The organism is Leptospira dzoumogneensis, assembly GCF_004770895.1.
Classification (GTDB): Bacteria; Spirochaetota; Leptospiria; order Leptospirales; family Leptospiraceae; genus Leptospira_B; species Leptospira_B dzoumogneensis.
Genome location: NZ_RQHS01000016.1, coordinates 96,204 through 110,053, shown reverse-complemented (window position 1 = coordinate 110,053; position 13,850 = coordinate 96,204). Strand labels below are relative to the sequence as shown.

Annotated in this window: 10 protein-coding genes; 7 read left to right on the top strand and 3 right to left on the bottom strand. The window is 42.4% G+C overall.

Annotated elements, in window-relative coordinates; genetic code table 11:
• Window positions 1–136: 136 nt before the first annotated feature.
• Together EHR06_RS10485 and EHR06_RS10480 are read left to right on the top strand one after the other, a co-directional pair.
• Window positions 137–3,274: an efflux RND transporter permease subunit gene (locus EHR06_RS10485; RefSeq protein ID WP_244288576.1), complete on the top strand. Its 3,138-nt coding sequence runs from the start codon at window positions 137–139 to the stop codon at window positions 3,272–3,274.
• Window positions 3,252–4,727, top strand: a complete 1,476-nt coding sequence (locus tag EHR06_RS10480) for a TolC family protein (protein ID WP_135756947.1) — start codon at window positions 3,252–3,254, stop codon at window positions 4,725–4,727. The genes EHR06_RS10485 and EHR06_RS10480 overlap by 23 nt, the downstream gene beginning before the upstream one ends.
• Window positions 4,728–4,828: 101 nt before the next feature.
• Here EHR06_RS10480 and EHR06_RS10475 read toward each other — a convergent pair whose 3' ends face one another.
• Window positions 4,829–6,592, bottom strand: coding sequence for an acyl-CoA dehydrogenase family protein (locus EHR06_RS10475; protein WP_135756946.1), 1,764 nt, complete (start codon window positions 6,590–6,592; stop codon window positions 4,829–4,831).
• A 337-nt stretch (window positions 6,593–6,929) separates the two neighbouring features.
• Here EHR06_RS10475 and msrB point away from each other — a divergent pair, with 337 nt between their 5' ends.
• From msrB to EHR06_RS10460, 3 genes are all read left to right on the top strand, one after another.
• Window positions 6,930–7,325 (top strand): peptide-methionine (R)-S-oxide reductase MsrB, encoded by a 396-nt coding sequence (msrB, locus tag EHR06_RS10470; protein WP_208757778.1) that lies wholly within the window; start codon window positions 6,930–6,932, stop codon window positions 7,323–7,325.
• Window positions 7,326–7,340: 15 nt separating this feature from the next.
• A complete protein-coding gene (locus EHR06_RS10465) occupies window positions 7,341–8,186 on the top strand; it encodes an isocitrate lyase/PEP mutase family protein (RefSeq protein WP_135756944.1) in 846 nt (281 codons plus the stop codon).
• Window positions 8,187–8,294: 108 nt separating this feature from the next.
• Entirely contained in the window at window positions 8,295–9,191 is an 897-nt protein-coding gene (locus EHR06_RS10460) for an esterase/lipase family protein (protein WP_135756943.1), read from the top strand.
• A gap of 1 nt (window position 9,192) precedes the next feature.
• On the opposite strand, the gene EHR06_RS10455 is transcribed toward EHR06_RS10460, so the two are convergent.
• Entirely contained in the window at window positions 9,193–11,094 is a 1,902-nt protein-coding gene (locus EHR06_RS10455; protein ID WP_208757775.1) for a CASTOR/POLLUX-related putative ion channel, read from the bottom strand.
• Between the two features lie 260 nt (window positions 11,095–11,354).
• Here EHR06_RS10455 and EHR06_RS10450 point away from each other — a divergent pair, with 260 nt between their 5' ends.
• Window positions 11,355–12,203 carry a hypothetical protein gene (locus EHR06_RS10450; protein WP_135756941.1) on the top strand — a complete coding sequence of 283 codons (849 nt, stop codon included), beginning with the start codon at window positions 11,355–11,357 and terminating at the stop codon, window positions 12,201–12,203.
• 8 nt (window positions 12,204–12,211) lie between these two features.
• On the opposite strand, the gene EHR06_RS10445 is transcribed toward EHR06_RS10450, so the two are convergent.
• The gene (locus EHR06_RS10445) at window positions 12,212–12,823 is read right to left on the bottom strand and encodes a TetR/AcrR family transcriptional regulator (RefSeq protein WP_135756940.1); all 612 of its coding nucleotides are present in this window, start codon (window positions 12,821–12,823) and stop codon (window positions 12,212–12,214) included.
• A 154-nt stretch (window positions 12,824–12,977) separates the two neighbouring features.
• On the opposite strand from EHR06_RS10445, the gene EHR06_RS10440 reads away from it, so the two are divergent.
• The gene (locus tag EHR06_RS10440; protein ID WP_135756939.1) at window positions 12,978–13,841 is read left to right on the top strand and encodes a thioesterase family protein; all 864 of its coding nucleotides are present in this window, start codon (window positions 12,978–12,980) and stop codon (window positions 13,839–13,841) included.
• Window positions 13,842–13,850: the final 9 nt, after the last annotated feature.

The window sequence follows — 13,850 nt, the reverse complement described above, 5'->3', positions numbered from 1 at the left end:
ACAAGAAAAAATCTGGCACTTGCCCGAAAAAGGCAGGTCCTATAAGGAAACAAAAATCCCTCCCTACAAATACATATAGAAAGAGGTTCCTTTGAAGCTTTCCGAGGTTTCTATTCGCAATCCAATTTTCGCATGGATGATGATGGCTGCTATCATCCTGCTGGGAAGTATCGGCTTCTCCCGTATGGGTCTTTCTCAGATGCCAGACGTGGACTTCCCGATCGTGAACGTTACTCTCAACTTGACCGGAGCAAACGCTCAAGTTATGGAGACTGACGTAGTCGATCCTATCGAAGAAGTTCTAATGACTGTCCAAGGTGTGGTAGAAGTCCGTTCCGTATCCACCGACGGTTCCGCTACGATCACTGTGGAATTGGAGCTCAAACGGGACGTGGACGTCGCGGTACAAGAGATCCAAACTAAGATCGCTCAGGTAAGTAATAAACTTCCGGATGATCTGGATCCTGCGATCATCATGAAATCCAATCCGGATGACCAACCGATTATCTGGGTCGCATTAACCGCTCCGAATAGAACCGATCAGGAGAAGATGGTTTTCGTTAAGACCAGGCTCAAAGATAAGTTCCAGGAAATTCCAGGAGTAGGTGAGATCATACTCGGCGGTTATGTAGATCGCACGATCAACGTCTTCTTGGATCCGATCCGACTTTTGAGAGCGGAACTTACGGTAAATGATATCATCAATACATTAACGGAACAGAATATAGAAGTTCCTTCCGGAAGAGTACAAAATAAACTTTCCGAAGTTTCTTTAAGAGCAGTGGGAGACGTTCCAACTGTAGAACAATTTTCTAATATATATATCAACTCCAGAAGTGGTGCCGCGATGTTCCGTCCGGTACGCTTGAGAGAAGTTTCTAAGATAGAAGATGGACTGGATGAGATCAGAAGGATTTCCAGATTTAACGGAGTTTCTGCCGTTGGTCTCGGGATCAAAAAGATCAAAGGTGCAAACGCCGTAGAAGTAGGAGACTTGGTAAAGGAGAAGTTAGAAGATCTGAGACCCACTCTTCCTCCCGGATTCGAACTGAATGTCTCCAATGATAATACTACTTTTATCAGGGATTCGGTCCATGAATTAGTTTTTACTCTAATCCTTTCTGCGGTGCTTACGGGAATCGTATGTAGATTGTTCTTAGGGAATTGGAGCAGCACTTGGAACGTTCTTCTTGCGATCCCTACTTCCGTTATGGGAACTTTTTTGATCCTATACTTTGCCGGATTTACATTAAATACATTCACATTGCTTGGTCTTTCTTTAGCGACTGGTATAGTCGTGGACGATGCGATCATGGTGCTGGAGAATATCAGCAGGCATAGAGAATCCGGTAAAACCTGGTTCCAAGCTTCGTTGGACGGAGCGTCAGAGATCAGATTTGCTGCGTTAGCCGCGACACTCGCAATTATTGCGATCTTTCTTCCGGTTGCATTTATGTCCGGGATCATCGGCCGTTACTTTTTGGAATTCGGAGTTACCGTTTCAGTAGCGGTCGCACTTTCTCTTTTTGAAGCGTTGAGTTTTACTCCGATGAGAGCTTCTCGTTATAGGGAAAGTAAAGAGGCTCAGAAAAAACAAAAATCCAAGTCTCCGTTTACCTTACCTGCGGATACTCTATTCTCTAAATTAAAGAACACTGCGGATCGTTTTTCATTCTTCAAAAGAATGGATCCAGTCATAGAGAATTTTCTTCAATTCTCCGAAAGAGTTTATGGTAGAGTTTTGGAATTTGTAATTCGTAAACCCGGAACAGTGATCGTTTCTTCCGTTCTATTTTTTGCATTTTCCATTATCTTTTTGTTCTTATTGAAGAAGGAGTTCATTCCTCCTCAGGATATGGGAAGATTTATCGTTCGAGCAAAAATGCCTATCGGTTCTTCTATCATTCGTACAGACGAAGCAATGAAGAAGGTGGAGAATTACCTCAGCTCCCGCCCAATCGTAGAAAAATATATGAGTAATATAGGAGGTATGGGAGGCACTGAATCCAATACCGCTATGTTTTTCGTTACTATGAAGGATATGGGGAATCGTCCTAAGAGCAAAAAAACAGGAAGAGAGATCACTCAATCCGAAGTGTTTATGGAATTCAGGAAAGATCTGAAAGAGCTTGTGCCTGAAGCAAAATTCTCGGTCCAAGATCTTTCTCAGAGAGGTTTTAGTGCGGGAAGAGGTTATCCCGTCGAATTAGTTCTGACCGGACCGGATTGGGCCACACTTGCGAAACTTTCGGATTCTATCCGTGAAAAATTAGATTCTTCTAAAACGATTTTGGATATTGATACTGATTACGTTTCCGGGCAACCTGAGGTTAAAATCCTTCCGAATAGAGAAGCTGCCGCAGTTCGTGGTGTGAGTATGGCGAATATCGGAAATACGATCGGACCTTTGATGGGAGGACGTAACGTAAGTCGTTTTACCGAGAATGGTAGAAGTTTCGATGTCAGAGTCAAGATAGACAAGGATAAAGGTGAAAGCACGGATATCATTCCGAACATAGGTGTCCGAAACACTTACGGAGAGATCGTTCGTTTGAAAGATGTATTGGTCCTTCAGGCAACAAACACTCTTAAAAATATCACAAGAGTGAACCGAGATAGATCCATTAAAATTTTCGGAAACCCTCCTAAGGAAAAAGGACAGACCTGGGCTACGAATGAAGTAATCCGTATCGCAAAAGAAATGCTTCCGGAAGGTTATCATGTAGAAGTTACCGGTTCTGCAAAAACTGCTTCCGAGTCGCAGTCCAGTTTATCCGGTGCTTTGATCTTGGGGATCATAATGTCATTTATGATCTTAGCGAGCCAGTTCAATAGTTTGAAGCAGCCTTTTTACATTCTTCTTTCCATGCCTTTCAGCTTTTCGGGAGCGTTAATCGCTCTTTTCATTGCAGGGCAGTCCTTCAATATGTACAGCTTTATAGGATTGATCTTACTTTTGGGACTTGTGAAGAAGAACTCAATTCTTCTGGTGGAATTCGTGAATCATGTCAGAAGTGAAGGGAAGAATATTGCGGATGCGATCCGTATCGGGTGCCCCGTCCGTTTGAGGCCGGTGCTTATGACAACATTCTCTTCGATTGCGGCCGCTATTCCTCCCGCTTTGGCTTTGGGCCCGGGAGCGGAAACTAGGATCCCGATGGCGATCACCATTTTAGGCGGTTTGATCGTTTCCACATTGATCACTTTGGTGGTAGTTCCTGCCGCTTATTATCTTATGGAAAATGAGAAAGATGAAGTACGTAGATACTCTTAAGAATTATAAAAAAATAATATTCTCTATTCTTGCCTGTGTTCTTTTCTGGGAATGTGCTTCCACTCCGGAGGTAAAAGTCGCGGACGGAGTAGTCGAAGAAAGTTTAAAAAATATCACGGGAATCACCACCCAGGATGTAGAAAAAACAGTCTCTAAGGATACATTCGGCTTGGATGATCTTTATATTCTGGCAGTGGAAAGAACGGAAAGGATTGCGTTAAAGAACGAAGCAACAGAGCAGGCATTAGCCCAGAAGGACAAGGCATTCGCAGGTTTTATGCCGACTCTTTCTTACGTATTCAACAAGTTCTATTCCGTTCCCGGTCATACACAGCAGCCTTCTATAGTGGATAATTATAAAACGTATAAGGCAATTCAAAGCGGGGATCCTCTTTCACTATTACCTTCTTCCAGTTCGGGAAGCAGTCTTCCTCCTACTGTGGGAGCGGGTTCTCGTTTATTACTTAGTATTCCTATCTCTGCAGGACTTGCTTCTTACCAAGATTATAGAGCTTCTAAAAATTTAGCGGAGCAACGAAGGTTAGAAGCAAAACATGAAGCAGGTAGAATGTACCTGGAGATCGCTCAGGCCTATTTCAACTTCTTACAATTGGAAGAAAGTGTTAAAATTTCCCAGGAAGCTTATGACCTAAACCAAGATTCTTTGCAGGAAAGAAAAAGAATGTATGCGGTAGGAAGGATCATGAGATCCGACCTTTTGAATTCGGAAACTAGTCTTTCTAACGCGGAAGCGGTTCTTGCGGATGCGAAATTCCAATTGGAGCAAGTGCGTATTACATTAGCGACTATGGTGGGCTATGAAAAACCGATCTCTGTCGCAGGATTTAAGGCGGAATTAGAACCGATACCGACAGGTATGGAGCCGGAAGAATATTTAGCAAAAAGATACGACGTTCTTTCCGCTTACCAAAGTGTTAAGGTAGCGGAAGCGCAAAAGGACAAGGCTTGGGTGGGTTTTGCTCCTACGATCGCATTAAATAATTATTATTCTCTTCCTTATCCCGGCCAAACACATTCCAAGGATGTTACTGCTCAACTGCAGGTCACAATGCCTTTGACCCCATTCTCTCAAATGGCGGATCTAAAAGCGGCGGACTCCGCGAAAAAGCAGGCAAAGCTTACCGCTTCTCAAACCAGAAGGACCGCTACTCAGGAAATCCGTAATGCTTTTGAAAGTTTTAAGAACTCCCAAAAGATATTAGCGATCTATCAAAAAGCGTTTGTATCCGCTCAGGAAACTTCTCAAAGCCAGGCAAGCGGCTATCGTTCCGGAAGAAATAGTCGGATAGAAGCGATCGCTTCCAGGATCGCTATGTTAAATGCGGAGATCAACTTTCGTAAAATGTTACACCAGCATTCTTTGAATCGTATCGCTCTGGGAGTTGCGATCGGAGAGATCCCTCATCTTCCCGGAGAAAAAAAAGAAGAATAAGGGCCTAAGGCCCTTGAAGCCCGAAATTATGCCCGATCGATAACCTAAGTTTTGGGACGGACTATAAACAAACGGCCGACAATCGTCGGCCGTTCTTATTTTCAAACCGCCGCTGCGGCTTGTTTATTTGCTCTTTCTAGACGTAATAGATTTCCTTCTGCAATTGCTAAGGAATCTATATTATAATCTTGTGAATGTTTGGTTCTCTGCTTTTTCAGATCGCCATCTACTTGGCTCAAGGATTTTTCTAAGAGCATCCCTGCCACGAATCTTGCGGCGATCTCTACGGTTTCGAAAGCGAGTTCGTCTTTCGTAAAACCGTCTCCTATCGATTTGTAAGAATGGACTGCTTGCTCCAGCTTTTCCCAAAGAGATCTTAGATCGGTAGAAGGAGAAAATTTGGACATTTCTTCTTCCGCATATGCCCTTAGATGGCCGCTTGCAGCCATTCCGGAAACCACTCCGCCGATCGCTGCAACGATCTGCAATTGAGTAGTACCTTCATAGATCGTAGTGATCCTGCTGTCTCTGTAGATCCTTGCCACATCGTAATCCTCGGTGTATCCGCTTCCTCCATGGATTTGGATCGCATCGGATGCAAGAGAAACACAACCTTCGGAAGCATAATATTTACTCATTGGAGTGAATAAGTCCGCGAGCTTTTCCCAGCGGCGGATTGTTTCGTCTTGGTTTACATCTCTCTCGCTCTTACCTTCTTCCCTAAGCATTCTTTCTTTTTTCCAATGATAGAGATCGATTGTTCTTCCTGTTTCGGAAACAAGACATCTTGTAGCTAAAATCTCTCTTTCCATCTTATCCAAAATTTTTCGGACTGCAGGGATCTTCTCTATCGGTTTGCCGAATTGTATTCTTTCGGAAGCATATTTTTTCGCTTCGAAATAAGCGGCAGTTCCGATCCCTAAAGATTGAGTTGCGATAGTAAGTCTCGCAGCATTCATCATCCCCATGGAATATTTTACCAGGCCGTAACCCGTTTTTCCGATCAGTATCCCGGGGGAATTCTCGAAAACCACTTCGCAGGTAGGAGAACAATGTAATCCCATTTTATGTTCTATCCCCGCAACATGAACGTCCTTGCCTTGTACTAAAAAGAAAGAAAGGCCTCTTGCTCCACTTTCAGGGCTACCTGTTCTGGCTAATGTAAGAATTACGGAAGGAGAATCCACATAACCGCATGCATGAGTGATAAAACGTTTTGCTCCGTTGATCTTCCACGTTCCGTCCGGATCTTGGACGGCTCTAGTCTGCACATTAGGAAGATCGGAACCGTAATTAGGCTCTGTCAACGCCATCGCAGCGCTGAATTTTCCCGCTGCGATCTGAGGCAGCCATTCGTTGCACATTTCGTCGGAAGCGTATCTTTCCATGATCTCGACTATATTAATATTTCCGTATGCTAGACAGAATGCAGCATCCGCTCTGGCTGCAATCTCGCACATCATGGATTGAACGGTTGCAGGCAGACCTAAACCTCCGTATTTTCTGGAAATGGAAATAGGCATGAGCCCGGCGTCCTTTAAGGTTTTATAACATTCTTCTTGTGCTTTTGGGAATGTTACCTTTCCGTTTTCGTATTTTAAACCTGTTTGATCCATCTCCTTACTACGAGGAGCCACGAAGTCTCCCATAATTTCTCCCAATGCGTCCACTGTGGATTTGTAGTAATCTATCGCTTCTTGAACATTAGAAGGTGCATATGCATATCTGTCGTCGTTTGTCTGCTTAAATTTGGCTGCATCATGGAAATCGCCTTCGTAAGCTTTTACGATCTCGTTCCAATCTATAAGATTATCAAAATGAGTTTGTAAGTCGGTATTATCCTGGAAATAATTTCCTTGAATCATTTGTTTTCTCCCTGTCGCTTAGAGGTCTAAGGTGTACTGCTTTATTAAGCTTGTGTCAAGTATTACCCGAATACTTCATTTTTGGAATATGGACTTTGGTTTGTAATACGAACAAAGAAGAAGTAGCCGAACAGGTGTTTGGAATATGGATTGCACTTTATGATCCGGATCGATTATGTTTTATAAGTAACCTTTTCGGCGATAAACCGAAGTATCCGGCGAGGATAGGATCATGAGTAAAATCGGGTTAGGAATCGGTTTTGTATATTTATTAGGGATCGTTTTGTCGGGATGTTCCGAATCTATAGGAGCTCCAAAAGAGAAAAAAGGAGGTAAGATGAAATACGAAGTCCAGAAATCAGAAGAAGAATGGAAAAAAATCCTGAGTTCCGACCAATATCGGATCATAAGAGAGAAAGGGACAGAAAGAGCGTTTACCGGAGAATATTATTACAATAAAGAAAAGGGAAAATACCTTTGTGCCGCTTGTGGTGCCGAGTTATTCAGTTCGGATACTAAGTATGAGTCCGGAAGCGGCTGGCCTTCTTTTTATAAGCCTGCGGCAGACAAGTCGGTCCAATCCGAAACGGATACAAGCCATGGAATGACCCGCACGGAAGTTCTATGTGCCAGATGTGGAGGACATTTGGGGCATGTATTCCCTGATGGTCCTGAACCGACCGGGCTAAGATATTGTATCAATTCAGCTTCTTTGAAATTTAAAAAAGATTAATATTACAAGGATAGTATGATATCTGCACAAAACAGATTAGGCGAAATATTCCGTAACCTACATTCTAAAGATATCTTTATAATGCCTAACGCATGGGACGCGGGAAGCGCTCGCATGTTGGCAGGCGCGGGATATTCTGCGATCGGGACTACGAGTGCAGGTATCGCTTTTGCCGCAGGTCTTCCCGATCATCAGATCATGAGCAAAGAAGACATGCTTGCCGAAGTAAAATCCATAGTGGATTCCGTGGGAATTCCTGTAAGCGCCGACTTGGAAGGAGGTTACGGCATCCAACCTTCTCAAGTTGCAGAAACAGTAAAACAAGCTATTGCGATCGGAGTAGTTGGCTGTAATATAGAAGATCTGAGTGGAGATCCGTCTTCTCCATTATTAGATATCAAACTGGCTGCGGAAAGGATCCATGCGATCAGAAAGGCAGGGGACCAAAGTGGTGTTCCTTTTACTCTCACTGCAAGAACGGATGCATTCCTAACGAATCATCCGAATGCAATGCAAGAAGCGGTCATTCGTTGTAATTCCTATAGAGAAGCGGGAGCGGATTGCCTTTTTATCCCAGGGATCGGAGATCCTAAAACGATAGGAACATTAGTAAATTCTATCAATGGTCCGTTAAATGTGGTCATGGGTTTAAGTCATAACCAACTTACTGTTGAGGAACTTAGATCACTCGGGGTCAGAAGGATCAGCATAGGAGGAAGTCTCGCTAGAGCTTGTTTTCATCTAATCCGACAAGCAGCGTTCGAAATAAAAAATTCAGGCACATTTACATACGCAGATCATCAATATTCTCATAAAGAATTATGCGATTTTTTTGCGGAATATGAGGCTAAAACAAAATGACATTCTTCCATATTTCGTAGAGCAGAAGGGCATAAAATTCTGTTTGCGCCTCGGGGCTGAGAATGGATTCTACCGTAGGGCGGGATTTTCGCCCGCGGCAGAAACCGAATGAAGAGAGACCATCTTACTTACCTTCCCGAAAAAGGGAATATCCGTCCTGTAATCGTACAACATTTAGCCGAGATCTATCACCATATATATTATTTTTTCTGTCATATCCTGGGGATCTTTATAGAACTCCCGGATCATACCGAAGGATACAAACGCCCGATCGTATGCGTTTCCGGATTTTTAGGAAGAGGTCTGACTTGGACTGCGATGCGCAAACATCTAATCTCTCTAGGGCATCCTGTTTATGTAGTTCCACTTGGATTCCAAACCGGAAATATACGTAAAAAAAGTAAGATACTTGAGAATTTCTTAATAGAGAAGAATATCAAAGACTGTTATCTGATCTGCCACTCGATGGGAGGACTGATCGCTGCAGGTTTAAGTTATAAAGGAAGAGACAGGGTCCGGAAAATTTTCGTGGTAGGATCTCCTATGCACGGAACTTATATGGCCTATCTTGCTCCGATCTTCCCTTGCACCTGGCAAATGATGCCTGGATCCAAGTTGGTTAAGGAAGTTGTAGAAACTTATTCAAAATTTCATAATGTACAAGCAGTATTTACAAAGGGAGAAGGTATCGTCCGTCCTTGGGAAAGCGCTACTCTCGGCCATTTTGATGATGTAGAGATCCCTGAATATGGACATTTGAATTTATATTTAGGACCACTAGGGATAGAATGTCTTGGCTCTTTAGTTACTTCGGAAGAGAAGAAGGATCCGCTTCCTATCAAACAAAAACCGGCTGCTAAGGAAGATATGAAGAAGGAAACAGTCGCCTCTGCTCCTTCTAAAAAAGCCACTTCTAAGACTGCTGCGACTAAGAAAGTAAGTACTTCTAAGAAGAAGGCTGCGAAACCTTCTCCTAAAAAAGCAAAACCTAAGAAGAAACGTTAAACTAAGATTGGTCTTCGGATAAAACGATCAAAGAATCCGATTCGTGGAATGTAAAAAATTCCAATTTATCCGGGATCAGATATACGCCGTAACCCTTGGATTCATCCGTTTCTTCCGAAACGATCCTTATTCCAAAGCAGGTTTCCTTTCTTTGCTGAGCCGCTAACATACAATCTGCAAAGTTCACACGTTTTGGAAAATCCTCGAAATATAAGAATGCAGGTTTAAGATAGATCTCACTTCCTTCCGGATCGAACAAACTATCGTAAACTCTCATCACATCCGGTTCTTGGGAAACCTGTGCCATCATCTTGGAAACGAATTGGTTCGAGATCAAAAAATCCTTCACTCCGGTTTCCAAAACTAATTCCGTATTTTCGGAATTCATGATCTCTGTAATAAGCTGGGTCTCCGCCTTTTTACCGCCTGCCTGGTGTTTCTTCTTAAAATATTGGCGAAATCTTAACAAAAGAGAAATGGTTCTTGCGTCTACTTCTTCGATGTTTTCCTTCTCCTCGGCTAAGAATATTACGGAATCATACTGTTCCGGAGAAAGTTTCTCCAAAATACCTTCTTGGGAAAGGTTTGCGATCAAGGATCTTAGTTTGATCTGAGGATATTTTTGTTTTAGTTTTGCAAGTGCGGATTTGATCTCTTCGTTGGATTCATTTATCAGAAGATCAATTTGGGAATCAGGAGACGAAAATTTAGCATATTCGTTCACTATAATCTTACTCTTAGAGTTCCAACCGATGATCAATTGTTTATCGATAGGCCGGGACAAAGTAGTATTTGGATAAGAAAGTGCGGCATTTACGACAACAGGTTTATCATCGAATTTTATCTTAGAATCATCTTCTGCAAGGATGATCGCATCTTCTTCATTCTCAGGTAAATATTCAGGGTCCGGATTTAGAACGATTTCCCCGCTAATCTTTCTGAAACCTAACGGAACCGATTCCTTGAATCTAAACGAAATTTCAGAATAGTTTAAACCTCTCCAACCGTTCTTCGGTTTATAAAAATAGATCTCATTTCCTTCAAAGCCGACCAGATTCGAATATACGATCGCAAGACCGGATGTCCTGGAAGTTTGTACAAGCAATTTGGAAAGGATACTTCTTTCATCCATGACCTGAACGGATCCGGAAAGATCCGAAGCAATATTACGATTTTCTGATCCATGAAGTTCTGCAACGATAGGAGGAAGTCCGGATTCCCCGTTTAATGCGACAAGTGCCATGATGGACTTTAATACTTTTGCATCTCCTATAGATTTACCCTCTTCCGATTCCTCCGAACCGGAAGGATTTAAGATAATGATACTTTTCGCTTTGGAGGCATTTACTTTTTTTAAAGAATGAAGATGCGAAGGTAATCCGGATCTGGTGATAATTTTTGTGGTCTTTGTATCCTGTAAATTTTCGAAAAGAAAATCATCCATTTCTTCCTTATCTCGGTCTGCGAGTATGACCGCCGTTTTTCCTGATTCGGAAGAGTTTGCTTCTATTAATTCTCTTAATATTTCGATCGTGCGAACCCCAAAACCTAAGATCAAAGTATGATCCGATTCTAAAATTTCACTTTTCCCTTTTCTGAGTTCTTGGATCTTTTGATCGAATTGATTCGTGATAAACGCAACTAAGCTGGAAAATAAAACTAAACCGGAAAATACGCTTATGATACCGATAACCTTATTGAACCAATTGGATTCCCCGTCTTCTGCCACCGCTCCCGCGTCCGAGATCTGCAAAAATACTCTCCATAAAAAGTCGCCGGATCCTTTAATGGATTCATCGGGAAATAAAAGCGCTCCAAGGATCCGCATTAAAGATAAGAATATAAACGCTCCTAAGAATAGGGTCATCAATGCTGCGAATACGGAACCTCCACCCCTAGACATAAAATTATCGAAATGGTAACGGAGCTTCTTAAAAATGCCGGGTTTCTCTTTCATGAGGGATGAACATTAGTTATATAATCTTTCTATTTCAAATCTAAAATCCTAAGACTGGAAATTTATTTTTGAACGAGTATCCTGTCCCGGACTTCAAGAGTGCGGAAGGCTTTTATAATCAATCTAAATCCGAATATTTATAGGACCGGATCTAAGATTTTGACCGACAGAATCTAAGGAATGTGAAATACTCGCTCGATCAGATTATGGCTCGCATCACTTTCTTTTTTCTAAATACTTTATTCTTTCTATTCAACTGCAATTCTCCTCAAGTAACCGCTTACCAGGAGCACAGTGAACACCACGAGTTTATCGGAAGTTGTTTAGATTTTTTGGCGGGAAGTGACTCTTTTGTTCCTTTGACGGATGCGGTTGCCTTGGACGAATTGAGACATTCCGCCGAGGAACACGCATCTAATAGTGTGATCATAGGGGATTTGTATTATGATCTGAACCAGAAAGAAGGAAGACATTTCTATCTGGAAAATGACGATTCGATCGCATATTATCGTCCCCAAGCGGTCGTGCTCGGAGGATGGGAGATGATCCAGCATCTATGTGCTCGACATATCCGGCATGAGATTGAAAGAGGATTTGCGAAATCTTCTTCCATATTGAGAAAAAATCCCGCCTCTATAAAGGAAGCGGAAACTCTCGCAGAAAAAAATCTGATCCTCTATCTGAAGTTTGCAGAGGCTTCTAAAGGAAAGCCGAGCCATATCAGAAATTTTCTTTTTATTCCTGTTTCTAGATTTTTGAAGAAGGGAGCGGGGATCTATTTTCCTTCCTGCAATCTTATGGATAAGATGAAAGACCCGATCATTTACGGATTACAAAGTGCGAAAAGAAATCCGGAAACGATGACTGCTTGGACCCAGATGATGCTGGCGGTTACTAACTTCTCCGCAACACATACGCAGGATTGTAAGGTAAGTGTTGAGAGCCCTTTAAAACTTATACAGGCAGAAAAAACGGAATTACGAGATGTGATAGAGGAGCCCCAAAGGAATAGATCTGCTTCTAAGATCAAGTTCGGGGCCAAAGCCCGGAGATAAATTTCGATCTATTTAGCGGTATAATCTTCGAAGATCTCTCTCAAGCTATCTTCCATTTCTCTAATATAGCGCAGATCTTTTGTCATTCTCCAAAGAGTGATGGAGCCGTGGTAAGCCATCAATACTCTTCTGGAAACATATTGAATATCCATCGCTCTTGAAAATTGCCCGGAAGCAACCGCGCGGCTCAGATAATCTCGGATCATCTTAGTCCATTTCTCAGCGATACCTTTTAGAAATTCAGTATATTCAGGATCCGCATCCATGACTTGATTTGCAAAACCTGCAAACGGATCTCCGAAAAATTCATGATGGCGGATCTGTCTTTCTTTCAAGATCACCCAAGCTCTTAAAAATTCTTGGACCTCTGGATATCTTTCCATAAGAGAAGCAAGATCGGAAAGAGTCTTTTCTTCCTGGCGAGCAAGGTAAGCGATGCCTAATTCTTTTTTAGAAGGGAAATGATCGTAAAGACTAGCAGCAACCGAACCGGATTCTTGGATAATCTGTCTCATTCCGGTATTGGAAAATCCCTGTTTATAGAAAAGATCTGTCGCAGTATCTAGAATTCTTTCTCGGACACTGGCCCCGGAATCTCTTTTTTTTCTCTGAGCGGTCATGTGCTTAAATACGTTATTTTTTCAGTATTGCCCTAAAAACCTCGTTTCGTCAATAGAATTTGGGTTTAGCGTATAAAAAACCAGAACGAACGTTCTGTATTTTTTTATTGCCCCGATTTCCCAGGGGTCTAAGCTAGTGTCAGGACGATTCAAAATGTCTGTTACGGAAAAAGATCAAGTCAGGACCAGATTTTCGGATCTAGATACGCAAAGACACACCACTAGCAGGACTTATGAAGACTCTTGTCTAGGGGATAGATATCGTATCTTAGAAGAAGCGGGCTATTCTTGGAAAAGAATGATCGAAGAATCGGTTCGATTACAAACCGTCGGGGCGGATATACGCTTTCTTGCCCAACAAATGGAAAACACTGAATTATCCATACGCACTGGTTATCGCTCCGGCCAAGACGGCCTGTTAACCTTCTCCCAAGAAGTTTTGGATCCAAACGGAAAAGTTGCCGCAGAGATCAGAACATTAGCAAGAACGGAGAAGGACGGAAAACCTTTCCAACTTATCGCAGCCCAAGATCCTTCCGATGAACTGATCACTTCATTCGAATCAATACCTTCTTTTTCAGGATCTTGCGATCGTACACTTGCAGTAAGAGATCTTTTTTACTGCGAAAGAAATCCATTCGGCGACTATAATCCTTCTCATTATTGGAGATTATTGGAAGAAGGTCGCTGGAATTTTACCGCAGAATGTGGACTTAGCTTAGAAGATCTGGTCGCAATGGACACCACACTTTTTTATATGGGTGGAAAGATCCGTTATCGTAAACCTCTCGCCGCAGGCAGAAGAGCTAAGATACAAACTTGGATTCATAGTTTTGATAAAATTTGGAGCCGTATGAGACAAGAGGTCAGCGACTCCGAAACTGGAGAAATTTTAGCGGAATCCATGGATGATCTACTCGTAGTATCCGTAAGCAAGTCCAGACCTAAAAAACCTGGTGAGGATTTGCTGAAAGTGTTCGCAAGGGTCACTGAATTCCCTGAGGGGGCCTCCAAATGAAATATTATC